General features: G+C 68.1%; 20 protein-coding genes, 1 pseudogene and 1 riboswitch. Of the genes and pseudogenes, 14 read left to right on the top strand and 7 right to left on the bottom strand.

From position 1 onward, the window contains the following. The first annotated feature begins 45 nt into the window (after nt 1-45). Together NVV90_RS19850 and NVV90_RS19845 are read left to right on the top strand one after the other, a co-directional pair. Nucleotides 46-597 (top strand): RNA polymerase sigma factor, encoded by a 552-nt coding sequence (locus NVV90_RS19850; RefSeq protein WP_258438951.1) that lies wholly within the window; start codon nt 46-48, stop codon nt 595-597. Further along, nucleotides 594-1,379 (top strand): hypothetical protein, encoded by a 786-nt coding sequence (locus tag NVV90_RS19845; protein ID WP_258438950.1) that lies wholly within the window; start codon nt 594-596, stop codon nt 1,377-1,379. The genes NVV90_RS19850 and NVV90_RS19845 overlap by 4 nt, the downstream gene beginning before the upstream one ends. A 64-nt stretch (nt 1,380-1,443) precedes the next feature. Here NVV90_RS19845 and ald read toward each other — a convergent pair whose 3' ends face one another. Then, the gene (gene ald, locus NVV90_RS19840; RefSeq protein ID WP_258438949.1) at nt 1,444-2,562 is read right to left on the bottom strand and encodes an alanine dehydrogenase; all 1,119 of its coding nucleotides are present in this window, start codon (nt 2,560-2,562) and stop codon (nt 1,444-1,446) included. A gap of 230 nt (nt 2,563-2,792) precedes the next feature. Here ald and NVV90_RS19835 point away from each other — a divergent pair, with 230 nt between their 5' ends. Further along, nucleotides 2,793-4,007 carry a CdaR family transcriptional regulator gene (locus NVV90_RS19835; RefSeq protein WP_258438947.1) on the top strand — a complete coding sequence of 405 codons (1,215 nt, stop codon included), beginning with the start codon at nt 2,793-2,795 and terminating at the stop codon, nt 4,005-4,007. Nucleotides 4,008-4,080: 73 nt separating this feature from the next. On the opposite strand, the gene NVV90_RS19830 is transcribed toward NVV90_RS19835, so the two are convergent. The 3 genes from NVV90_RS19830 to NVV90_RS19820 form a co-directional block, all read right to left on the bottom strand. Beyond that, nucleotides 4,081-4,431: a hypothetical protein gene (locus tag NVV90_RS19830; protein WP_258438946.1), complete on the bottom strand. Its 351-nt coding sequence runs from the start codon at nt 4,429-4,431 to the stop codon at nt 4,081-4,083. A 46-nt stretch (nt 4,432-4,477) separates the two neighbouring features. After that, nucleotides 4,478-4,684, bottom strand: coding sequence for a hypothetical protein (locus NVV90_RS19825; RefSeq protein WP_258438945.1), 207 nt, complete (start codon nt 4,682-4,684; stop codon nt 4,478-4,480). 272 nt (nt 4,685-4,956) lie between these two features. Beyond that, nucleotides 4,957-5,646, bottom strand: a complete 690-nt coding sequence (locus tag NVV90_RS19820) for a helix-turn-helix domain-containing protein (protein ID WP_258438944.1) — start codon at nt 5,644-5,646, stop codon at nt 4,957-4,959. A gap of 168 nt (nt 5,647-5,814) precedes the next feature. Here NVV90_RS19820 and NVV90_RS19815 point away from each other — a divergent pair. Next, a pseudogene (locus tag NVV90_RS19815) lies at nt 5,815-5,952 on the top strand (IS5/IS1182 family transposase); the annotation flags it as partial. A gap of 10 nt (nt 5,953-5,962) precedes the next feature. Here NVV90_RS19815 and NVV90_RS19810 read toward each other — a convergent pair. After that, a complete protein-coding gene (locus tag NVV90_RS19810; RefSeq protein WP_258438943.1) occupies nt 5,963-7,126 on the bottom strand; it encodes an EAL domain-containing protein in 1,164 nt (387 codons plus the stop codon). Between the two features lie 768 nt (nt 7,127-7,894). Here NVV90_RS19810 and NVV90_RS19805 point away from each other — a divergent pair. Next, nucleotides 7,895-8,419, top strand: a complete 525-nt coding sequence (locus NVV90_RS19805; protein WP_258438942.1) for a hypothetical protein — start codon at nt 7,895-7,897, stop codon at nt 8,417-8,419. Between the two features lie 19 nt (nt 8,420-8,438). Further along, a riboswitch (cyclic di-AMP (ydaO/yuaA leader) is annotated at nt 8,439-8,588 on the bottom strand. 113 nt (nt 8,589-8,701) lie between these two features. Here the strand turns inward: NVV90_RS19805 and NVV90_RS19800 are convergent. Then, entirely contained in the window at nt 8,702-8,926 is a 225-nt protein-coding gene (locus NVV90_RS19800; RefSeq protein ID WP_258438941.1) for a hypothetical protein, read from the bottom strand. Between the two features lie 100 nt (nt 8,927-9,026). After that, the gene (locus NVV90_RS19795; protein ID WP_258438940.1) at nt 9,027-9,437 is read right to left on the bottom strand and encodes a helix-turn-helix domain-containing protein; all 411 of its coding nucleotides are present in this window, start codon (nt 9,435-9,437) and stop codon (nt 9,027-9,029) included. 67 nt (nt 9,438-9,504) lie between these two features. Here NVV90_RS19795 and NVV90_RS19790 point away from each other — a divergent pair, with 67 nt between their 5' ends. From NVV90_RS19790 to NVV90_RS19750, 9 genes are all read left to right on the top strand, one after another. Then, nucleotides 9,505-10,287 (top strand): TetR/AcrR family transcriptional regulator, encoded by a 783-nt coding sequence (locus tag NVV90_RS19790; RefSeq protein WP_258438939.1) that lies wholly within the window; start codon nt 9,505-9,507, stop codon nt 10,285-10,287. Nucleotides 10,288-10,479: 192 nt separating this feature from the next. Continuing rightward, on the top strand, nt 10,480-11,553 hold the full coding sequence (locus NVV90_RS19785) for a LacI family DNA-binding transcriptional regulator (protein ID WP_258438938.1): 1,074 nt from the start codon (nt 10,480-10,482) through the stop codon (nt 11,551-11,553). Nucleotides 11,554-11,625: 72 nt separating this feature from the next. Further along, on the top strand, nt 11,626-13,296 hold the full coding sequence (locus NVV90_RS19780; protein WP_258438937.1) for an ABC transporter substrate-binding protein: 1,671 nt from the start codon (nt 11,626-11,628) through the stop codon (nt 13,294-13,296). Between the two features lie 166 nt (nt 13,297-13,462). Next, the gene (locus NVV90_RS19775) at nt 13,463-14,440 is read left to right on the top strand and encodes an ABC transporter permease (RefSeq protein WP_258441245.1); all 978 of its coding nucleotides are present in this window, start codon (nt 13,463-13,465) and stop codon (nt 14,438-14,440) included. Nucleotides 14,441-14,448: 8 nt separating this feature from the next. Beyond that, nucleotides 14,449-15,474: an ABC transporter permease gene (locus tag NVV90_RS19770; protein ID WP_258438936.1), complete on the top strand. Its 1,026-nt coding sequence runs from the start codon at nt 14,449-14,451 to the stop codon at nt 15,472-15,474. Next, nucleotides 15,471-16,418, top strand: a complete 948-nt coding sequence (locus NVV90_RS19765) for an ABC transporter ATP-binding protein (RefSeq protein ID WP_258438935.1) — start codon at nt 15,471-15,473, stop codon at nt 16,416-16,418. Before NVV90_RS19770 ends, NVV90_RS19765 begins: the two co-directional genes overlap by 4 nt. Then, the gene (locus NVV90_RS19760; RefSeq protein ID WP_258438934.1) at nt 16,415-17,518 is read left to right on the top strand and encodes an ABC transporter ATP-binding protein; all 1,104 of its coding nucleotides are present in this window, start codon (nt 16,415-16,417) and stop codon (nt 17,516-17,518) included. The genes NVV90_RS19765 and NVV90_RS19760 overlap by 4 nt, the downstream gene beginning before the upstream one ends. Further along, nucleotides 17,515-19,056: a glycoside hydrolase family 32 protein gene (locus NVV90_RS19755; protein WP_258438933.1), complete on the top strand. Its 1,542-nt coding sequence runs from the start codon at nt 17,515-17,517 to the stop codon at nt 19,054-19,056. Before NVV90_RS19760 ends, NVV90_RS19755 begins: the two co-directional genes overlap by 4 nt. Nucleotides 19,057-19,099: 43 nt before the next feature. Then, nucleotides 19,100-22,813, top strand: coding sequence for a glycoside hydrolase family 32 protein (locus NVV90_RS19750; RefSeq protein WP_258438932.1), 3,714 nt, complete (start codon nt 19,100-19,102; stop codon nt 22,811-22,813).

The raw sequence follows: 22,813 nt of genomic DNA, 5'->3' as shown, positions 1-22,813 counted from the left end.
GACTCCGGGACGTCACTGCGCTGCGTGGGATGGAGGCATCCGCGGGTGCTGGACCCTTTAACTGATGAATATGTGCAGACGGACGACGACGATCCCGCTCTGCTCTTCACGGCTGCCTACAACAACTTTTCCGGACCGGTCTTTGGCTACCTGCGCGCCCGGGGAGTGGACGATCCGGAAGCCGTCACCCAGGACGTCTTCCTCGCGCTTTACCCGAAGCTGGCCACTCTCCATGGTGGGCTTCAGGGGGCCAGGACCCTGCTCTTCTCCATTGCGCATGCGCGGATGGTGGACCACTACCGCAAGCGGGAACGCACCCCGGACTCCACGCCGTATGAGGCGGACCTGGACGGACGGCGCTCACCCTCGGCGGAAGACCAGGCGTTCGGCCGGGGATCCGGGCTGGGGGTCACGGAACTCCTGGACGACCTCGCCACCGACTACCGGGAAGTCCTGGCCCTGCGGGTGGTCGCGGACCTGTCGGTGGACGAAACCGCGGACATCATGGGCAAGTCCCCAGGAGCCGTGAAACAACTGCAGCGCAGGGCATTGAGTGCGCTGAGAAAGCGTGCACAACTAAGGAACGGCACATCATGAGCGAACAGACCGCACCGGGCGCGCGGAACACCGGCGACGCCGGGCAAGCCATCGACCGCCTGCTGGCCGACGCCGGCCTCGACGAGGCGTACGGGATCCGCACCGAACTGCTCGAACTGCGCGCCCTCGCCGGCTCTGCGCCGGCTCCCTCCGCTGCAGTCCGGGCGCTGATGGTGCCCTCGGCCACGGTACCGTCCGCGGTCTTGCCGACGGCGGTGCCCATCGTGGTGATCCCCGCACCGGAGCCCGCCCCCGTGGACGAGCTCGCGGCCCGACGGCGGCGGAAGCGCCACGCTGCGATCACCGGTATCGCGGTGGTGGTGTCCCTCGCGGGCGGCGTTACCGCAGCCGCAGCCTCCGAGGGCGGCCTCCACGGAGCCTTCGAGCACTTCGGCGCGGTGGTGGGGACGGTCGTCGCGCAGCTCACGCCCGGGGCGGGCAACCCACCGCAGAACGGCGGGCCCGACTCGCCACCGCAGCTACCTGCGCCCACGCCCGGGGCAGGCGGCTACGGCCCCGCCACTGTGCCCGGTCAGACGAATCCCGCACCGGCCGCCCCCAACAGTGCGGACGGTGCCGCACACGGAAAGCCACAGCCCACGCCGGGCGGCGGGGCGGTTCTCCGCGTCCCCAAGGGCCCCTGGAACCTCCAGCCCGGCAATGTCACCATCCCGGCGCCGCCCATCACGCCACCGGGCATTGCTCCGTCGGATATCGCCCCGTCAGGCCTCCCGGTGCCTGTTCCCACCGTGCCGGCCAACCCTAGCAACCCCGCGAAATGACAGTTGACCCCAATGTCCACGGAGGACATTGGGGTCAACTGTCATCTCGGCGCCGCCTACTTTGCTAGGCGGAGACCAGGCTGTGCCAGTCGGCGACGAGGGGCAGGTTGTGCGCCTCGGAGACCGAGTGGTGTGCCACGTGGCCTGCGGCGATGTTGAGGCCGGCGGCCAGGGCGGGGTCGCGGTCGAAGGCGGCCTTGACTCCCAGGTTGGCCAGGGCCACGGCGTAGCGCAGGGTGACGTTGGTCAGTGCGTACGTGGAGGTGTTCGGAACGGCGCCGGGCATGTTGGCAACGCAGTAGAAGATCGAGTTGTGGACCTTGTACGTCGGTTCCTGGTGCGTGGTGGGGTGCGTGTCCTCGAAGCAGCCGCCCTGGTCCACCGCGATGTCCACCAGCACGGAGCCCGGCTTCATGCGTGCCACGAGCTCGTTGGTGACCAGCTTGGGAGCCTTGGCGCCCGGGATCAGCACGGAGCCGATCACGAGATCTGCGTCAACAACTGACTTCTCGATCTCGTAGGCGTTGGAGGCAACGGTCTTCAGGCGGCCCTGGTAGAGGGCGTCCAGTTCACGCAGGCGGTTGATGTTGATGTCCAGGATGGTGACATCGGCGCCGAGGCCCAGGGCCATGGCGGCGGCGTTGGTGCCTGCCACGCCTGCGCCGAGGACAACAACCTTGGCCGGACGAACGCCCGGTACGCCGCCAAGCAGGACACCCTTGCCGCCGGCCGGGGCCATGAGCGAGGATGCGCCGACCACTACGGACAGGCGGCCGGCAACCTCGGACATCGGGGCCAGCAGCGGCAACGCGCGGCCCTCCTGCACGGTTTCGTAGGCGATCGCGGTGACGCCGGAGTTGATGAGCTCGGCAGTGAGTTCCGGCTCGGCTGCGAGGTGCAGGTAGGTGAAGAGGATCAGGCCCTTGCGGAAGCGGTGGTATTCCGCCTTGATGGGTTCCTTGACCTTCATGACCATGTCTGCACGGCCCCAAACGTCATCGGCGTCGGCAACGATTTCCGCGCCGGCGATCGAGTATTCCTCGTCCGTGATGCCCGACCCCAGGCCTGCGCCGCGCTCCACCAGAACAGTGTGTCCGTGGGTGCGGAATTCGTGGACGCCGGCGGCCGTGATGGCTACGCGGAATTCGTTGTTCTTGATTTCTTTGGGGACGCCGATGATCATTTTTGGCTCCATGTTCAGCGGCTTTTCGGGCCGGGGGATGTGCTGGGGGCTGTGATTCCAGAATAAATCCGGCTGTGAGCGGCGCGACAGCAAAGCCTGGACACCCATGCGAAAAAACCCCGGAAGTCCGGGGTTTTTGACTTGTGCGGCTCGACATTTGTCGAACAGCAGGGCGGCAGGTGTCGCCTGATGTTCGTACGGATACTGCCCCTGGGCAGTAGGCTGGCAGGATGCAGCAGGACGTCGAACAGCTCGTGGAACACGTGGCGCTCAAGCTCGGCCGCGGGCTCTCCCTCGAAGACCTCGACGGCGTCCTCCTCGCCTACAGTTCCAACCAGTCCCACGCGGACCGCGTGCGGGTGAACTTCCTCCTCAGCAAGCGGGTCCCCGCCGACGTGGGCGCGTGGCAGCTCTCGCACGGCATCGCCACGGCGGTGCGTCCCGTGGTGGTGCCCGCGAATGAAGAACTCGGCATGCTGGGACGCGTCTGCGTCCCCCTGCTGGTGCGCGGTTTCCGGGTGGGATACCTGTGGGTCCAGCAGGACGCGGAGGAGCAGTCGGCCACGGCGATCCTCGCCCAGCTGCCCGGTGTCCGGGACGATCTGGACCTGCTGGCCGGGCTGCTGCTGGATTCCAACACGGCCGAATCGGAATTCCGCCGGCGCCGCGAGCAGGAGTTCCTGGCCGCGTGCCAGGGGGAGTCGAACGCCGTGGCGGCCGTGGCGGGCTGGAAGGAGGTCCAGGGCCGCGGGCCGTGGCAGCTGGTCACCGTGCTGGACGCCGACGGCGGCGGCCCCGAAAGCGATCCCCTCGCCGCGATGCTGACGCACCGTTCCGCTGCACTGCAGTCGAGCATCGGCGTCAAGGGTGTGTTGTTCAGCGCCGGCACGGAAACTCACTCGGTCATGCTGTTCCAGCAGACAGTGGGCAGGGCCGAACACGCCCAGATCCTGGTGCACTACCGCCTGGAGCTGGCCAAACGTGCAGGCCGGACCGTGGACCGGATCATTCTGGGCATCAGCGAGCCGTTCTCTGTGGTCAGGCAACTCTCCACCGCCTACAGGCAGTCCAAGCTGGCTGCCCAGGCGGCCGCCGTCGATCCTCCCCTGGGCGAGCTGGTGGACAGCCGCTCCGTGGGGGTCTACCAGCTGTTCGACCGGCTGCTGGCCCCGGGCGGCTGGGACGATACCGGATCTATCCACTTCCGCACGCTGGAGGACAGCGACAAGAACGGCGAGCTGCTGCCGGTGCTGGAACTGCTCTACGACAGCGACGGCTCCGTGCAGGACGTGGCGGCCAAGCTGCATCTTCACCGCAGCAGCATCTATAACCGGCTCGGCAGGATCCGCCAGCTGCTCGGCGTGGACCCCTTGCACGGCCAGCTGCGGCTCGAACTGCACTCGGCCCTGAAGGCCAGGCGCTGGGCCCGGCGGCCGCGGATCTAGAGCGGGGCGATGCCGTGGGGGTCGGGGGTCCGACCCCCACGGCATCGTCAGTGGGATTAGAAGCCGTCGGCAATCACCAGGCACACAGCTGGGCCATGCGGGCGGTGCCCCGTTCGTAGTCAGGGCGCAGTTCATCAAGCAGGGCCTGGTCGGGGTTCTCCTTGAAGGCTTCCATGGAGTAGTCCTGCACACCGATGATGGCCCCTGTGATCTCGCCGGATGACTTGGCCCGGGCATTTCCCAGCACCCGGAGGTACTCATCTTCCTCGTCACGGGTTTGGGGTGTGGCGTCCTTCAAAGGCGCGAGCCGGTCACAGACCTGCCCCAGGCTTTCGATCTGCGGTGTCGGCAGCGGTTTGGCGGCACAGCCCGCAACGAGCAGGAGCGCTCCAAGACACAGCCCGGCAACGTATTTTGCGTTCATGATTTCCCCCAGAAGTATCGAATGTCGAATCTAAGCCGCCCCGTCGTCATCTCAGGACGCGGGACTTGTCGCTGCCCTTCATCTGCGCGGCGGTGGCCAGCGGAGCTTTGATGGTGGCACAGAGAACGACGGCGTCATCGAGGTGGCGGTCCTTGTCCCGGGAATCCTCCCGGTAGGCGGCACCCTTGAGAACCAGCGCACCGAGCGCGTTCGGAATGCCGATGAGCACGGCGCCGTCGTCGTCGGCGGTCATCCGGCAACTCACGGTCCGCTGCACCGCCTGGGTTCCGCCGGCGACCTGGAACGTGCAGAACAATGTCGACGTCAGCGGTTGGCCGGGAGACGGCCAGGCCGGCCGCGGCCGCGTGCAGCTGGACCATAAGCCCGCCGACGAGTGTCCACTGGGTTGAGGGAATTTCCCTGGCCAGCTCCACGCATTGTGGCCAGAGTGTGCCCCAGCCGCCGGGCGGGACGGGGACGTCCCAGGTTTCGCGGTTGTCGGCGGACTCGTCGGCCAGTTCCGGTTCAGACATGGAGGAGTTCGTTGATGACGCGCTGTCCGGCGCTGCGTTCGCGGGCGGCCAGTGAGCCCATCAGGTCCACGGCGATCGCCGCGACCGGCACCCGCCCTTCGGTGAAGGCGTCAGCGATCTCCACCTCGTGGATGATGGCGTTCCCGTCGGGATCTTCGACCAGCCCGAAGGCCTCGGCCAAAGCCCGTGCGTCGCCGGCCATGACGTAGCCTTCGGCAATCCCGCTGCCGCCGGACATGCCGAAGGTATCGGCGGTTTCCTCGTCGCGCATCGCGGAGGCGCCGCTGGCGATCAGGTGATCGGTGAGCGCGGTGAGCCCGTCGGGCGTGGCCCTGAAGCGGATCGTTTTGTCCTTGTTCCGGGCCAGGACACAGACTGCGTTGGCGTCGAGCTCCCGCAGCCGGGATTTGAGCCGGGACTTCTCAGAGGAGGAGATCCAGGTCGGGTTCTGCCCGGACAGCAGCGCCAGGGCAGCCCACGCAGTTTTGGCCGTCCAGGCGCGGCCGCGGCGGGTCCCGGCGGCTGCCAGCCGTTCAACCGAGGACCGGTCAATGAGCAGCGTCCGTCCGGCCTGGCCGACGGCCGTCAGCTGGCCGGAACGAAGGAGGTCATGGACCGACGCGCGCGTGATCCCGAGCTTCTCCACTACCTCGGCCACGGTGAGGCAGTTCATCGTCTGCATACACTAAACCATACCTATGTGGGGATATGTGTCAATCATTTTGGCGCTGTCCTATTCCCCACGTCGGCACCCTGCTCCCAGCCCCAGGCATCTGACCAGTGGCGGCCGCCTGCCAGCATGTAGGTCCCGACCGTGACGGAGAAGAGGACTACAAAGGCCGCAACGAAAGTCGAATGGAACTTCAACACCTTCAAGCAATGGCGCGGCCTGGCCACCCGATACGACAAACTCGCCCTCACCTACCGCGGTGGCGCCGTTCTCCGGGCGGTGACCATCTGGCTGGCTGTTCTAGGAGACACGCTCTAGCTGGCCCGGCTCACGACGGGGGAAGGACCTGCTCCATTTCTTCGCCGGACGGGCGCGCAGAATCTGACGAGGGTTCGGAGGAATCTTGCCAGAGGTCCCAATCGCGGGGCTGGATGGAGGGTCTTCCCAGGAAGTAGCCCTGCCCAGCGGTGATGCCCAGTCCGGCCACTGCGGCGAGGTCCTCCGCGGTTTCGATGCCCTGGGCGACCAGCACTGCCCCAATCTGCTTGGCGAACTTCACGATTGCAGCTGGCGTCTCCTTGTCGGTTTCGTCATCGAACTCCACGATGAGGTGGTGGTCGAGTTTGATGAAGTCCGGCCGGAGCACAAGAATGGCGCGCATGAAGGACGGCCCGGCAGCCGCCTCGTCGACGGCGATGCGGAGGCCCTGCTCTCGAAGCGGCGCAAGTGCCGCCACGAGCGGCGCCGGATCATCCGGCGCCAGGCTTTCGGTCATATCCAGGACGATGCGCTCAATCGCCAAGGGTGATTGCTCAAGAACGTACGGCAGCCGGCTATCCAGGCATAAGGCCGGCGACACGTTCAATGACACAAAGAGATGGGCCGGGAGTTCCTCGGCTGTCTTGAGGGCGGACGCCAAGGCCGCGAATTCCAGGTCCGCCCCGAGCCCGACGCTTGCGGCGTTGGCGAACCAGTGGTCGGCGCTTTCCCCGTCGTCGCTGACGAACCGTGACAATGCTTCCACGCCGGCGGCCTGGCCGGAGCCGAGGTCATGAATGGGCTGAAATGCCGTCAGCAGCATGCCCTGGTCCAGGACCGCCTCGATTCGCGACCGGCTGAGGTCGTCATCGGCGTCGTGCCCGGTGGGGGCGGCAGGGTCCGGGACTTCCGGCCGCAGGGCAACACGGCTCGGTCCAGGCGCCGAAAGTGCGGCGGTCTCGGCGCCTTCGGGCGGCAGCGTCCGGGTGTAAATAAGGTGTTCGCGCAACGCGGTAACTGGATCTCCGGGGTGCGCAGCCACAGTGGCGCGCAGGCGTTCCCTGAGCGGAGCGCCCTTGGCGTTGCTTTGCGCGAGGACCGACTCGATGATCTCCCCGGCCTGCTTCTGGAGTGCCGTCAGGTCCCTGTCTGCAGGCGGCGTGGTTGGCCCGTCCGCCGGGCGCAGGCCGTGTCCGGCATTGGTCGAAGGCGTAGGCGACTTATCCACTGGCATGAGCTATTCCTTTGTTCCCCCCTGGCCCCGGCTGAGCCCGGAACCCCGCCCACGGTGCCTGTTGCCTCCTGCTTCAGTGTTGCCAGAACCCCGTGGACGTTGAACGATTGTACAACGCGAAAGAGCGGACGGTCCCACGTCGTGCGAAATTCGCCAGGGACGCGTTTGCTGACAGTTATCGGGCCTGTGCCAAGCTACTCGCTGGCCGCGTCCCCGGACCCTGGCAGAGACTCAGGTGACTGTGGCTGAACCGCTCAGCGCCTCGGGCTGCTCGTTGGTTGGGGCTTGTCCTTCGCTGACTCTGTGTCCTCCGACGGCTCCGTGCTCGTGGGAGAGGGCGTTGGGGTGGATGTGGGGGTCGGTGTCGACGCCGGGGTGGGACTGACCGTCGGAACGGGGGTGGGTGCCGGGGCCGGCTGTGTCGCAACAGGTGTGGAAGCGGCCGGCGCCGGAGCGAGGAACGAGGGCAGAGGTGACGGGAGTGCCGCAGGATCCCGAATAGGGAGCGGCCGTGCCGCGGCACTCGACGGTTCGACGACGGCGGGTGCTGCAGCGGGTGCTTGCTGTGAGGGTTGCGCCGGGGCCGCCGGGGCCGCCGGGGCCGCCGGGGCTTGGCCGGTTTTGGTGGCAGTCGCGGCTGCCGAAGGTGAAGGTGTTGCGCCGGCATCCTGCGCATGGGTTTCCTGGCCGAAGAAGGGCAGCTCAAGGGCTTGGCCGAGGGAACCGGCAGTCAACACCAGTCCCAGGGCTCCTGCCACCACTGCCATCTTGTGGCTCATCGTCCGGACGGTCGCGGCCTTCCTCAGGACAGCGTGTGGTTCCCGGCTGAAGGAGGAAGCTGCAAAGGACGCCGCACCGAAGCCGGAGCGAGGAGCTGCGGGCAGCGGCGTCGCGGGCAGTGCCGCCGTGGCCGTGGCCGCCGTGGGCAGCGCGGGCAGTGCCGGCGTGGCCGTCACCGTCGGAATGGCTGCCGTGGCCGGTTCCGCCGCGGGCAGTGCCGCCGTGGCCGTCACCGTCGGAATGGCTGCGATGGCCGGTTCCGCCGGCCCGGCAGCGGCCTGGGATTCCTGCTTTAGCTCGGCAGCGCGCTCGGCTGCGCGCGCGGCCGCCCGCGTGGTGGGTGCAGCCGTCGTAGGAATCGCCGCGGTGGCGGGTGCCGCCGTCGTACTTAGTGATTCCGTCGTACTTAGTGATTCTGAAGTCGGCGCGGGGGTGAACGATCCGCTGGGTTCGGCCCGACGGCGCCCGGTTGGCTGGGTGCGCTCGCGCGCAATTTGGGCGCGGCGCGGCTGATCCATGGTTGGGGACATGGTGGTTGCCTCTCAACGCCTGCGAGGTTAGCTGTCGGGTTCGGACGAGGCCGTCCGGCCGCGCATGGCGGCTTCACCCCAAGGGCCTGTGGAGAATCAGGCCCGGGAACTCTGGGTCCCCCGTCTCTGCCGCGGTCTGGCGGATTCCGGATTGCGGCAGAGCTCGGCGTCAGCCCGGAAACGGCCCGCTGGAGATCCGGGTCGCCCTTCGACGGTACACGAGCCGGCGGGTTAATGTCACGTTTGGGTAACGGGGTGGGGGGTCCTAATCCCGCGTTACGTCGTCCGACTCGGCCGGGTCCGCTGCCGATATTGGGGCGTCAGCCGTGGCTGCCGCGTCACCTGCGCTCCGGCGTCGGGCAATCTTCGACTCAACCCACATGGCCACGGCGACAAACACCACACAGGCGAACGTGAACGTGGCCACGAAGTTCAGCCCCATAGCGTAGGCGAGGGGGATGGCGCAGGCCATGGCGGCTACGCCAGCCACGATATGCCACCCTCTGAAATTGCCCACATTTAAGCGTAACCCCGGCCATTCCAGGCATCAGCCTCCAAGGAAGGATCGTTGCTTGATCCTTATCACTCCGTCACGTTGTGCCGCCGGCCGCGTCATCCGGGCCATCCGCGGCCGCCTTTTTCTTCTGCGATTCCAGCCAGGCCATGATGGCTGCAAGCCGGATGCGCCGGTGAGTGCCGCGGTATTCCACGGGGATCTCGCCGCGGTCCGTCATGTTTCGCAGGTAAGTGTGCGAAATGCCCGCGAGCTCGGCCGCCTGCGAGGTGGTCAGCATTTCCTCGACGCTGCTCACGGTCACCGCTTCGCCGCGGCTGAGCCGTGCGAGGAGGTCGACGACGGCGTCCCTCGCCTCGCCCGGGAGGCGGTGGACCGTGCCGTCAACGAACACGGTGATGTCGTTGCTGTCCTGGAGGGAACGCGCGAGGTTCCTGGCGTCGTCGGCGGCCAGGCCGGCCGTGACGCGGGGAGCTATCAATGCCATGCCAGAAGCCTATCCCGCGCCGCTTCCGGCCCCGATCCGCGCCCGGCTCCGTGTTAGATTCACGCCTATGGTCAACAAGCCCTCCACCCCGGATCCCGGCCGTGCCGTGGCCGCGGCCCTCGAGCTGCTGGTGCGCCAGGGCTACGACGCCACCTCCGTGGACGATCTGGCCGTCGCCGCGGGAATCAGCCGCAGCACCTTCTTCCGCAAGTTCGGTTCCAAGGAGGACATGGTCTTCGCCGACCACGACCGCATCCTGGCCCGCGTGGAGGACCAGCTGTCCCGCCCGGCGCAGGATCCACTCGCGGCCGTGGCGGACGCTGCCCTACTGGTGTTCGAACACCATGTCCGGAACCGCGGCACGTCCCTGACCCGGCATGAGCTGCTGCACCAGGTCCCGGCCCTGCGCGACCGCGAACTTGTCATGACGCACCGCTACCAGCGCGCCTTCCGCAGGTACCTGCAGTATGCGCTGCCGGAGGGTCCGGGCTCGGAGCCCGGCACGCGTGAGGCGTCCGGCGCCGGAGAGTACGGCGCTCGGGAATATGGCGCCGTAGCGTATGCCGCGTCCGTGGTGGCCGTGCACAACAGTGTCCTGCGCATGTGGCTGGGGGAGGCCGCCGCCGGATCGCCGCCGGAGTTGGACCGCGAGTTGGCCGCCCGGCTGGGCCGCGAACTGCGGGCCCTGGCCGACACCTTCCGTCCGGTGCTGGGTGGTGCCCCTCTCTCGGGTGCCGCGATGTCCGGTTCCGCAGCGAGCGCCGGCCGTCCCGCCGTCGTGGTGGCCGTGCTGGACCCGGCGGCTGGAACGGAACAGATCCTGCAGGCCGTCCGCGAAGCCCTGGCATAGTCGGCCGCCGCCGCCCCTCCCGATGCAGCTGGTGTGTCCCTGACGCGGCCCTTCGAAAATAGTCGTTGACACGCGTTAGTAACGCGCGTAATCTAAATCACACGCACCAAGTAACGCGCGTTACCACCGTAAGTGATTCCATGATTCCGCCAGCCACTGTGCCGGCCTCAACTGCGACTACCGGAGCATTCAATGGCGAACAGCACCCCATCCACCAGGCCCGCGTCCCCGCGGCAGCGGGGTGTCACCATGACCGACGTCGCGAACCACGCAGGCGTTTCCCGCACCGCCGTCTCCTTCGTCCTGAGCAACCGTGAAAACGCCAGCATCTCGGAGGAAACGCGCACCCGGATCCTCGAAGCGGTCCAGGCCCTCGGCTACCGGCCCAACGCCGGCGCCCGCGCCCTGGCATCGCAGCGCAGCGACTGGTACGGCATCGTCACTGAGATCGTCACGGCACCGTTCGCCGTGGACATCATCAAGGGCGCGCAGGACCAGGCCTGGCTGGATCGCCGTTTCCTGCTCATCGCGCCCTCCGACCAGGCCGATGCTGCCGGACCCAACCAGGGCATGGAAGACGCAGCCATCGAAAAGCTCCTGGAGCAGCGAGTGGAAGGACTCCTCTACGCGGCCACCTACCACCGGCCCGTGCACGTTCCGGAAAGCGCCAACGAGGTGCCCACCGTCCTCATCAACTGCTTCGACGCGGACGGGAAGCTGCCCTCGATCGTCCCGGACGAGCGCGCCGGGGGCCGCGTCGCCGTCGAGCGCTTGCTCCAGGCCGGGCACACCCGAATCGGTGTCATCAACCTGGACCCGGACATTCCTGCGGCCGTGGGGCGTTTGGCGGGGTGCCGCGAAGCACTCGCCGACGCCGGGCTGGAACTGGACCCGGAACTCGTGGTCTCGGGACATGCGACCGCAGACGGCGGCTACGAGGCCGCCTGCGAAATTCTTGATAAGTATCCGGCAGGGGCGGGCAGGCCCACAGCACTGTTCTGCCTCAACGACCGGATGGCGATGGGCGCCTATGACGCCATCAAGGAACGGGGACTGACCATCCCCGGAGACATCGCCGTGATCGGCTTCGACAACCAGGAACTGATTGCGGCCTACCTCAGGCCCAAACTGACCACGGTGGCGTTGCCCTTCGAAAAGATGGGCGCCCTGGGAGTCCAGACGCTCGCCGCCCTTACAGCAGGACAGCCGATCATTGCCGACCAGCAATTGGTCGACTGTCCGCTGCTAGAACGCTCTTCAGTCTGACCGCGAAATCACTCCTGAAGAACAACCCCTCACCCACCGTTCAGCTATGAAGATAGGAAAGAGACCACCATCATGACACAATCCCGGTTCCTGAGGTCTGCCCGCATTGCCGCGGCCGGCCTGGCCATGGGCGTACTGGTACTCACCGGCTGTTCAGCCACCGCCAGCAAGCCCGCCGCCGGCGCGGAGAACGCCAGCGCCTTCCTCACCATCCCCCGCGAGGACATGGGCACGTTCATCCAGAACTTCAACCCGTTCGCACCGGCCGTCAACCCGATGGTCCAGCAGTCCATCTACGAATCCCTGCTGATCTTCAACCCCGCCAAGGGCGACACCGTGCCGTGGCTCGCCACCGAATGGACCTCGGCGGCGGACGGAAAGTCCGTCACCTTCACCCTGCGCGAGGGCGTGAAGTGGTCCGACGGCAAGCCCTTCGTGGCCGACGACGTTGCCTACACCTTCGAACTGCAGAAGAAGATCAAGGGCGGCTTCGACTACCTTGAGGCCGTCACCGCCGAAGGCACCAACAAGGTGACCTTCACCTTTAACAAGCCGTGGTCCCCGGCCCTCTACGACGTCGGACAGCTCACCATCCTGCCCAAGCACATCTGGTCCGCGCTGGCCGACCCCGAAAAGGACGCCAACGCCAAGCCAGTGGGCACCGGTCCCTACACCGAGGTGGACAACTTCCAGGCCCAGTCCTTCGTCCTGAAGAAGAACCCCAACTACTGGCAGCCGGAGAAGCAGAAAATCGCCGGCATCAAGATGCTCGCCTTTGCGGGCAACGACGGCGCCAACCTCGCCGCCGCCAACGGCGACGTGGACTGGGCGCCGCAGTACATCCCCAACATCGAAAAGACCTTCATCTCCAAGGACAAGGAACACCGCCAGTACTGGTTCCCGGCCACGGGTTCCATGATCAACTGGCAGCTGAACACCACCAAGGCACCGTTCACCGACACTGCCGTCCGCAAGGCCCTCAGCATGGCCGTTGACCGCGACCAGGTCACCAAGATCGGCATGGGCGGCTACGCCAAGCCCGCCGACTGCACCGGCCTCTCCGGCAACTACGAAACCTGGAAGAACCCGGCCCTCAAGGACAACTGCACCTGGACCAAGCGGAACGTGGACGAAGCCAACAAACTCCTGGACCAGGCCGGCTACCCCAAGGGCGCCGACGGCAAGCGCACCCTCAAGGACGGCAAGCCGTTCGAGTTCAAGATTTCCGTGGGCGCCACCTCCTCCGATTGGCTGTCCGTGGCCAACGTGATCTCGCAGAACCTGGCCGACGTGGGCGTCACCGCCAAGGTGGACTCCCCGGACTGGGCCGCCGTGGTGGCCGGCTACGAGACCGGCGACTTCGACTCCGGCATCGTCTGGAGCGCCAACGATCCCAGCCCGCACAAGTACTTCAACACCTCCATGGGCACGGCAACCGTGAAGCCGGTAGGCACCAAGACCTTCGACAACTACCACCGCTTCGGCGACCCCAAGGCCGATGCCCTGCTCGCCCAGTTCGCCGCCGAGGCCGATGCCGGCAAGCAGAAGGACATCGCCTACAAGCTCCAGGAGGAGTACAACGACGTCGCGCCGCTGGTGCCGCTGTTCTCCGGCCCGGAGTGGGGTGCCTTCAACGACACGCGCTTCACCGGTTGGCCCACCGAGGACAACCCGTACGCCACCCTCTCGGTCCGTGCACCCACCACCGTGCTGGTGCTGACCACGCTGGAACCGCGCAAGTAGCCCACCCCGAGCCCAGCAAGGGCCGCTTGGACCGGCATGCCCGGCGCAGGATCACCGCGCCAGGCATGCCGCCCTCCCCTCCCCATTACCTCCCCAAACTCGCAAGCTCGCTTGGGGCCCCTCGGTAACGGGGCCCCATCTCCGCAATACCTGAATGGAGGAAACCGTGCGCTTCATCCTGCGCCGCCTGGGTTTCTACCTGATCGCCTTCTGGGCGTCCATCACCTTGAACTTCCTGCTCCCGCGCTTCATGCCCGGCGACCCCGTCTCGCGCATGTTCGCCCGCTCCACGGGCCGGATGCAGCCCGAACAGATCGAGGCCCTGCGCAAGCTGCTCGGCGTGGACGACCGCCCCATCTGGGAGCAGTACGTCGACTACCTGCACAGCATCGTCACCGGCCAGATGGGCGTCTCCATCTCCCGCTTCCCCACCCCGGTCACCGAGGTCATCGCCTCCCAGATCGGCTGGACCCTCCTGCTGGGCGGCACCGCCCTGGTGATTGCCGCCGTCGTGGGCAATCTGCTGGGCATCCTGGCCGCCTGGCGGCGCGGCGGAGCGATCGACTCGGCTCTCCCGCCGGTCCTGGTGTTCATCGGTTCGTTCCCGTACTTCTGGCTGGCGATGGGTGCCCTGTACCTTTTCGGCGTGGTGCTGGGCTGGTTCCCGCTCCGCCACGCGTTTACGGACGGCCTGGAACCCGGCTTCACCTGGGAGTTCATCTCCGACGCAGCCGCGCACCTGGTGCTGCCGGCACTCACCATCGTGCTGGTCTCAATCGGCGGCTGGATGCTGGGCATGCGCAACACCATGATCGCCACCAACGCCGAGGACTACATCACCATGGCCGAGGCGAAGGGCCTGCGGCCGGGCCGCATCATGTTCCGCTACGCTGCCCGCAACGCCATGCTCCCGTCCGTGACGAGCTTCGGCATGGGCCTGGGGTTCGTGGTGGGCGGGGCGCTGCTGACCGAGGTGGTGTTCGCCTACCCCGGCGTCGGCTACCAGCTGCTCAACGCCGTGCAGGGCCTGGACTACCCGCTCATGCAGGGGCTGTTCCTCACCATCACCGCCGCCGTGCTGCTGGCCAACTTCCTGGTGGACATCCTCTACGTCCGCCTCGACCCGCGCGTGCGCAGCAACTAGGAGCCACGATGACCACCTTTATCGACCCCTCACCGTCCGGCGTGGAAAGCACGACGGCGGCCCTCACGACGGCGGGCCCCGCACCCGAGTCTTCTGCCGCCGTCCGGCAGCCCTCAAGGGCACCGCGGCGTGTCCGCCGCTCGAAGCAGGGCTTCGTCCACGGGCTCCTCACCAACAAGAAGGCCATGGTGGGCATGGCGGTGATGCTGGCGTTCATCACGCTGGCGCTCCTGGCGCCGCTGATGTTCCCCGGCGACCCCTCGCGCATCACGGACATGGCCAGCCTGGAGCCGTCCGCCGAGCACTGGCTCGGCACCACCGCCAAGGGCCAGGACGTGATGGCACTGACCATCCACGGCTCCCGCAGCTCGCTCCTGGTGGGCCTCACCGTGGGCCTCGCGTCCACCTTCATCGGCATCCTGGTGGGCCTGGCCTCGGCCTATTTCGGCAAGTTCATCGACGAGGCCCTGTCCCTGGTCACCAACGTCTTCCTGCTCCTGCCCGGACTGCCGCTGCTGGTCATCCTGGCCGCATTCCTGCCGCCGGGACTGGGCACCGTGATCCTGGTCCTGGTGATCACCGGCTGGGCCGGCTCGGCCCGGGTGCTGCGCTCGCAGGCCCTCTCCATCCGCTCCAAGGACTTCGTGGCCGCTGCCGCTGTGTCCGGTGAGCGGGCCGGGCGGATCATGTTCCGTGAGATCCTGCCCAACATGGCCTCGATCGTCATGGGGACCCTGCTGGCCTGCGTCATCTACGGCATCGGCGCCCAGGCGGGCCTGGAATTCCTGGGCCTGGGCGACGTCAGCACGGTCTCCTGGGGCAACAACCTCTTCTGGGCCGGCAACGAGGGCGCCCTGCTCACCGGCAGCTGGTGGGTGTTCGTCCCCTCCGGCCTCTGCATCGCGCTGGTGGCCTTCGCCCTGGCCCTCATCAACTACGCCGTGGACGAGGTCACCAACCCCCGCCTCCGGAAAATCACGGCCGCCAAGGCCTCCCCAACTACCACCAAGACCCCAGGAAGGAGTGCCGCGTGACCATCTCCCAAGTCTCCTTCGGCTCGCACGAGCCGGTCCTGGAGGTAAAGGACCTCACCGTCCAGTACATCGGCGATACCCGCTCCACCACCGCCGTCGACCGCGTTTCGTTCAGCATCGGGACGGGCGAAATCTTCGGCCTGGCCGGCGAGTCCGGCTGCGGCAAGTCCACCATCGCCAACTCGATCATGCGCCTCCTGAAGGACCCGGCAAAGATCGCCGGCGGCAGCATCTCCTTTGGCGGCAAGGACGTCCTGGCGATGAGCCCGGAGGAGCTGCGCCGCTTCCGCTGGCAGGACGTGGCCATGGTCTTCCAGTCGGCCATGAACTCGCTCAACCCGGTGCTGACCATCGGCGAGCAGATCGTGGACGTCTACACCACGCACTCCGGCTACTCGCGCAAGGAATCCCTGCGGCGCGCGGCCGAACTGCTGGAACTCGTGCGGATCGACCCCGCGCGGCTCAAGTCCTACCCCCACCAGCTCTCCGGCGGCATGCGGCAGCGGGCGGTCATCGCCATGGCCGTGGCCCTCAAGCCGTCCCTGCTGATCCTGGACGAACCCACCACCGCCCTGGACGTGGTGGTGCAGCAGGAAATCATGGCGCAGATCAAGGAACTCCAGCGCGAGCTCGGCTTCTCCGTCCTGTTCATCACGCACGACATGTCCTTGATGGTGGAGCTCTCGCACCGCATGGCCGTCATGTACGGCGGCCGGATCGTGGAGACCGCCAAGGCCCACGAGGTGTATGCCAGCCCGCAGCACCCGTACACGCAGGCGCTCATGGGCGCGTTCCCGCCGCTCACTGGCCCGCGCCTTCCGCTGACCGGACTGCCCGACGGCGTGAAGTTCAGCAACATCCCCGATCTCGCCGAGGTGCGTCCCGGCCACTTCGCGGCACCTGTCGCTGCCACTGCACCCGCCCTGGAAGGAGCCTCGCGATGAGCGCCACCGTTTTGGCATCAACAACACCTGCCCCCGGCATCACAGTGCCGGCCCTCGAGGTCCGCGGCCTGGGCAAGACCTTCCCCATCGGCGGACTGCTTTCCCGGAAGTCCGTCCGGGCGCTCCACAAGGTGGACTTGAGCCTGGAACGCGGCGAAATCGTGGCGCTCGTGGGGGAGTCCGGTTCCGGCAAGAGCACCCTGGCCCGCTGCGTGGCGCGGCTCGAGAAGCCCAGCTCCGGGCAGATCCTGCTGGACGGCGTCGACGTCCTCAAGCACGACCGCTTCCAGGCCTCCCGGGCCTTCCGCTCCCAGCTGCAGATGGTCTTCCAGGATCCCTTCGGCTCGCTGAATCCGGTCCACAGGATCGAGCACTTCCTGCGCCGCTCCCTGGCGATCCACGGCAAGGCCGCCGCGGAGCAGGGAACCCAGCGGCGGCTCGAGGAACTCATGACCACCGTGGGCCTGCAGGCCGACATGCTCAACTCCTACCCGCACGAACTCTCCGGCGGGCAGCGCCAGCGCGTGGCCATCGCCCGGGCCCTGGCCGTGGAACCGCAGGTCATCCTGGCCGACGAACCCACCTCCATGTTGGACGTCTCGGTGCGGATCGGGGTCCTGAACCTGATGCGCAAACTCCGCGACGAACAGGGCATCTCGATGCTCTACATCACCCACGACCTTGCCTCGGCCCGCTACCTGGCCGACCGCACGGCCGTGATGTTCGCCGGCGAGATCGTGGAGGAAGGCGAGTCCCTGGACCTCCTGGCCAACCCGGCCCACCCGTACACGCAGCTGCTGGTTTCGGCCGTGCCGGACCCTGCCCGTGCCGGCTCCTATGACCCCGTCCGGAGGGCGGAACTGAGAGCCGCGGTGATGGCATCGACGTCGTGCGCGTTCGACGGCGACCCGGAGCAACCCTGCTCCGCGGACCGTCCGGTCCGCCACCGCGTGGGCGACGCCGGAAGCCGCCACTGGGTGCGCTGCCACCTGTACCGGCCGCTGGCCGGCGCGGGCGGACACGCCCTGGCCACCGAACCCGCGCTTGCTGGGGAACCCATATTTGCGAGCGAACCGAATGACAAGAAGGCTTCCGCATGACTGAACTGACCCACCCGCTCGCCACCGTGCCCCGGGACGAGCTCGTGGCCCGCGCCGAGGCCGATCCGCACCGGCCGCGCTTCCACTTCGTGTCCCCGGCCGGTTGGCTCAACGACCCTAATGGCGTGAGCCAGTGGAACGGCACCTACCACCTCTTCTACCAGTACAACCCCGAGGGCGCCTTCCACCACCGCATCCAGTGGGGGCACGCCAGCAGCACGGACCTGGTGAGCTGGAGCGACCTCCCGGTGGCGCTGGAACCGTCCGGCGGGCCGGATTCGCCGGACCGCGACGGCTGCTGGTCCGGCGTGCTGGTGAACGACGGCGGCACGCCCACGCTGGTGTACTCCGGCCGGCACGGGGAGCACGAACTGCCGTGTGTGGCCGTCGGGACCCCGGACCTGCTCAGCTGGGCGAAGGCGCCGGAGAACCCGGTCATCGCGGCCCCGCCGGCCGGGGTCGAGATCACCGCCTACCGGGACCACTGCGTGTGGCGCGAAGGCACCATATGGCGGCAGCTGGTGGGCTCGGGCATCCGTGGCCGCGGCGGCACGGCGTTCCTATACGAATCGGCGGACCTGCGCTCCTGGGGCTACATCGGGCCGCTGCTCATCGGGGACGCCGCGGACCGTGACGAAGCGGCCAGCGACTGGACCGGCACCATGTGGGAATGCGTGGACCTCTTCCGCGCCGGCCCCGGGACGCTCGGTTCCGGCGGCGGCCCGGCCGACGACGTGCTCGTCTTTTCCGCCTGGAACGACGGCGATACCCGCCACCCGCTGTACTGGACCGGCCAGTATTCCGGCGACTCCTTCGAACCGGCTGCCCTGCACCGCCTCGACTACGGCGGACGCTTCTTCTACGCCCCGCAGTCCTTCGCGGACGAGTCCGGCCGGAGGATCATGTTCGGCTGGCTGCAGGAAGGCCGCAGCGACGCCGCCATGGTGGAGGCCGGCTGGTCCGGCGTCATGAGCCTGCCCCGCGTCACCACCCTGGCCGCCGACGGCACACTGTCCTTCGCGCCCGTGCCGGAGCTGGAACAGCTGCGCTCGCAGCACGTGCACTTGCCGGGCCGCGTGCTGGCGGGCGGCGGAACGCCCGTGGAAACGGGGGTCTCCGGAAACCAGCTGGACCTGGAACTGGAGCTGCAGCTCGCGCCCGGTGCCGTGGTGCGGCTGGGACTGCTCGGTTCCCAGGACGGTGTTGAGGAGACGGCGGTGGAACTGAGCCGCGGATCCGGCGGCCAAGGCACCCTCCGCCTCGACCGCACCCGCAGCAGCCTCGACCCGCTCGTGGATGTGGAGCAGAAGTCGGGCCCCGTCCCGATGTCCGACGGGCGCGTGCACCTGCGCATCCTGGTGGACCATTCCGCCGTCGAGATCTTCGCGAACGGCAAGCCGCTCACTGCCCGCGTGTACCCCACACTGGGCGGGGAAAGCGTCAGCCTCACGGCCGCCGCAGGAACCGCAAGGCTCCTGTCCTTCGACGCCTGGACCATGGGCGGGATCTTCGGAGGTGCGCGCACCCTCTTCCCCTGACCTCATGTCCGTTTGGGTTCTTCCGAGATCAAAGGCGATCTGAATGCACAACAGAATAGTGGCCGGCCTCGCGGCCGCAGTCCTCAGTGTCGGTTTCGCGGGAACGGGGGTCGTCGCGCCGGCTGCGGCCGTGGACCCGGCGGGCCCCGTCACCCTCAACAGCACCACCAGCCCCATCCCGGACGCCGTCGGCGTGAGCGGCACCTGGACCCGGACCGCGCAGGGCGGGTACACCGCCGTCGCGCCGTCCGGGCAGAACATCGCGGCCGTCAGTGAACAGCTCGTGGCGGGCACCGCCCGGTACACTGCCGGGATAACCGTCGACGCCGGGAGTCCCTATGGGGTGGGGGCGCTCGTCTTCCGCGCGGCCCCCGACGCCGGGGCCGGCTATGCGGCCACGATCGATCCGAATCTGGACCGCGTGCGCTTGTTCGACCTCGCCACGGGCGAGGACATCGTGGCCCCGGCTTCCGTGGAACTCAACACCGGCCAGTCGTACAGCGTGGATGTCCACGTGGACGGGCCACGGATCTACGTGGCGGTGGACGGCGTGGCCACGATCGACGCCAGCGACCAGCGCTACGAGTCGGGCCACGTGGGCCTGCACGCCTTCAACGGCACGGTGGCGTTCGGAACGCCCGGCGTGCGGACCGTGGACGGGAATGTGGACGGTTGGACGGGTTCCGGAACAGGCTGGCAGGCGAGCGCCACGGGTTTCCGGGGCGTGGCTCCGGCCGACACCAACATCCGGAGCATCGCCACCGGGCAGGCCCCGGCGGACACCGATTTCACCGCCGACGTCCAGCTCACCTCCCCCTACGGCGTGGCGGCCGTGCTGTTCCGCAGCAACGCGGCCGGCACGTCCGGCTATGGCGCCGAGGTGGATCCCAACGCGGGCCGGCTGCGGCTGTACCGTGCCTCGGACAACGCCACGCTGGGCACCTTTACGACGGCCATTACGCTCGGCAAGGTCTACCGGCTGAGGGTCACGGCGATCGGCACCCAGCTGGCCGTCCACTGGCAGACAGACTTCCTGGACCGCGACGGTTACCTGCCCGCCATCACCGCCACGGATTCCACGCACGCCGCCGGACATGTCGGCCTGCTCTCCTACAACGGCACCGCGGTCTTCCAGGGCATGACCCTCCGCGGCCTGGAATCCCGGCTCCAGGGCTGGCGTTCCTCGTCCGGAGCCTGGGAACCGGACGTACGCGGGCTCCGGGCTACCGCCTCGAGCGGCACCGCGGCTCGGTACCTCCCGGCGGTGGCGTCCGACGTCGTCGCCTCCCTGGACCTGGCCGTCACCGCGCCGGCGACCGCCTCGGTAGTGGTGCGGAGCGACGCCGACGGCAGCGGCGGCACGGAGCTGCGGATCGATCCGGGGGCCGGCACCGCGAAGGTGTACGAGCGGGCGGCGTCCGCCCTGCTGCTGTCCAGCACGCTGCCGGCCGGGAGTTTCGGAACGTCGTCTCCCGCCCGGGTCCAGTTCACGGTGCGCGGCAGCGAGGCGTCCGTACTGATCAACGGCACTTCCGTGCTGAGCGGCTCGGTGGGCACGGCCGCCGGCACGGGCTTCGCCCTGCTGGCCGGCGGCGGAACCGCCTGGTTCCAGAACGTCCGCGCGGACGCCGCAGGGGACTACATGAACGGGCTCTACCAGCCGGGCTACCACTACACGCAGCAGGCCGGCAGCAGTTCCGATCCCAACGGTCTGGTCTATTTCGACGGCGAATACCACCTCTTCCACCAGGACCGCGGACGCTGGGCGCACGCCGTCAGCAGCGATCTGCTGCACTGGAAGCAGCTGCCCATTGCGCTGCCGCACCTGGCCGCGGGGGAATCGTGGTCCGGTTCCGCGGTGGTGGACGCCTCCAATGCCAGCGGCCTGTTCGGCGGCCAGCCGGGCGGCGGCCTGATCGCTTTCTTCACCACCTTCAACCACGATGTCGCCAACGGAAACCAGGCCGTCCGCGCCGCCTTCAGCACGGACAAGGGCCGCTCCTGGCAGCTCGTGCAGGAGGCTCCCGTGGTACAGAACCCCGGCGGACCGGACGGCGGCTGGGACTTCCGCGACCCCAAGGTCAGCTGGGACTCTGTTGCGGCCAAGTGGGTGATGGTGGTGGCCGCCGGCGACCACATCCGCTTCTACACCTCCACAGACCTGCTCGCCTGGAGCTACACGAGTTCCTTCGGGTACGGGGACTGGATCCGCGGCGGCGTGTGGGAATGCCCGGACTTCTTCTCCATGCCCGTGGAAGGGCAGCCCGGCGTCTCGCGCTGGGTGCTGTACTGGAGCACCGGGGCGGTCCGCGCCACCAAGGGATCCGCCGCGCAGTACGTCACCGGGAGCTGGAACGGCACGGCATTCACGCCCGACACCGCTGCCTCGCAGGTGCTGCAGGCCGATCACGGCAGGGACTACTATGCGGCCATGAGCTTCTTCGGCGCCCCCGACGGGCGGCGGATCATGATCGGCTGGATGAGCAACTGGGACTACGCCTTCAGCCCGCCCACCGGCCGCTGGAACGGTCAGCTGAGCATGCCGCGCGAGCTCAAGCTGCTCGATATCCCGGGCGCGGGGCTGCGGCTGTCGCAGGCGCCGGTTGTGGAGGAAGAGTCACTGCGGGCTTCCACCTTGCAGGCCACGGATGTCACGGTGACGCCAAGCTCGGCGAACCCCCTGGCCGCGGCCTCCGGGCGTTCCTTCGAGCTCGAGGCCGAGGTGGCCCTGCCTCCCGCTGGAGGCGCGACGTCCTTCGAGTTCGGGCTGCGGAAGGGGACAGGCACCACGGGGGCGCAGGAGACCTCGGTGAGGTACGACGCCGGTGCGGGCGCGGGTCCGGCGGGCACCGTGACGGTGGACCGCTCGGCGTCCGGCCGGGCGGACTTTAGCCGGTACTTCGCCGGGACGGCTGCCGAGAACTCCTCGGCGCCGTGGAGCTCAACCGTTGTGGACGGCGAACGCCGCGTGAAGCTGCGGATCCTGGTGGATGCCTCCTCGGTGGAGGTGTTCGGCGGCGATGGCACGGCGTCCCTCACCTCGCTGATCCTCCCCGACCCTTCCTCCACAGGGCTGTCCTTCGAGTCCAGCGGAGGCAACGCCCGGCTGGTCTCCGTCAAGGTCCACCAGCTGGCCGACACGGCGCGCCTGAGCGGCTCCGCCCAAAGCACGGTCCCGCCGTCGGACCCCTTGCCCGCCGTAAGCGGCACCGCCCGGCACAACCTGGGCGCGTACTCCGTGGTGCCCGGCGGGCGCTGGGAAAGCACAGGTGCCGGGCTGGCGGGCACCTTCGACAAGGACTCCACGGCCATGAGCCCGGGTTCCTTCACCGACGTGCGCGTGCAGGCGACGGTCCGCTTCGGCGGGGAGCCCTTTGCCGGGGCCATGCTGAACCGGGATCTCGCGCCTGAACGCGGGTACGGCGGGGCGGGCTCGGTGTTGCTGCGGTCGTCTGCCGACGGTTCCAGCGCGTACTACGTGAACCTGGACCCCAACCTGCGCGTGGTCCGGGTGTTCACGCTGGCAAACGGCGTCTTCAGCCCGGCGTCGAGCATCCTGGCGAGCGTTCCCCTGGCGCTGAGCCACGGCGTCAGCTACCAGCTGGACGCCGCCATCGACGGCAACCGGATCGCGGTGTCCGTGGACGGCGCGCAGCTGATCGACATCTCCGATGCGCAGTTCGCCGCCGGGAAAGTGGGCGTGAACGTCTTCGACGGCCGCGCCGCCTACCAGGATCTGGTGGTGACGGCACTCTGA

This window comes from Arthrobacter sp. CJ23, assembly GCF_024741795.1.
In the GTDB taxonomy this organism is placed as follows: Bacteria; Actinomycetota; Actinomycetes; order Actinomycetales; family Micrococcaceae; genus Arthrobacter.
The sequence above is the reverse complement of the archived record's forward strand: the minus strand, read 5'-3'. Positions and strand labels throughout refer to the sequence as shown.

Bases quoted from the DNA above. Each gene is read 5' to 3' on its own strand.
- NVV90_RS19845 (WP_258438950.1), top strand. From the start codon at position 594: ATGAGCGAACAGACCGCACCGGGCGCGCGGAACACCGGCGACGCCGGG.
- ald (WP_258438949.1), bottom strand. From the start codon at position 2,562: ATGATCATCGGCGTCCCCAAAGAAATCAAGAACAACGAATTCCGCGTA.
- NVV90_RS19835 (WP_258438947.1), top strand. From the start codon at position 2,793: ATGCAGCAGGACGTCGAACAGCTCGTGGAACACGTGGCGCTCAAGCTC.
- NVV90_RS19830 (WP_258438946.1), bottom strand. From the start codon at position 4,431: ATGAACGCAAAATACGTTGCCGGGCTGTGTCTTGGAGCGCTCCTGCTC.
- NVV90_RS19825 (WP_258438945.1), bottom strand. From the start codon at position 4,684: ATGACCGCCGACGACGACGGCGCCGTGCTCATCGGCATTCCGAACGCG.
- NVV90_RS19820 (WP_258438944.1), bottom strand. From the start codon at position 5,646: ATGCAGACGATGAACTGCCTCACCGTGGCCGAGGTAGTGGAGAAGCTC.
- NVV90_RS19810 (WP_258438943.1), bottom strand. From the start codon at position 7,126: ATGCCAGTGGATAAGTCGCCTACGCCTTCGACCAATGCCGGACACGGC.
- NVV90_RS19795 (WP_258438940.1), bottom strand. From the start codon at position 9,437: ATGGCATTGATAGCTCCCCGCGTCACGGCCGGCCTGGCCGCCGACGAC.
- NVV90_RS19790 (WP_258438939.1), top strand. From the start codon at position 9,505: ATGGTCAACAAGCCCTCCACCCCGGATCCCGGCCGTGCCGTGGCCGCG.
- NVV90_RS19785 (WP_258438938.1), top strand. From the start codon at position 10,480: ATGGCGAACAGCACCCCATCCACCAGGCCCGCGTCCCCGCGGCAGCGG.
- NVV90_RS19780 (WP_258438937.1), top strand. From the start codon at position 11,626: ATGACACAATCCCGGTTCCTGAGGTCTGCCCGCATTGCCGCGGCCGGC.
- NVV90_RS19770 (WP_258438936.1), top strand. From the start codon at position 14,449: ATGACCACCTTTATCGACCCCTCACCGTCCGGCGTGGAAAGCACGACG.
- NVV90_RS19760 (WP_258438934.1), top strand. From the start codon at position 16,415: ATGAGCGCCACCGTTTTGGCATCAACAACACCTGCCCCCGGCATCACA.
- NVV90_RS19755 (WP_258438933.1), top strand. From the start codon at position 17,515: ATGACTGAACTGACCCACCCGCTCGCCACCGTGCCCCGGGACGAGCTC.
- NVV90_RS19750 (WP_258438932.1), top strand. From the start codon at position 19,100: ATGCACAACAGAATAGTGGCCGGCCTCGCGGCCGCAGTCCTCAGTGTC.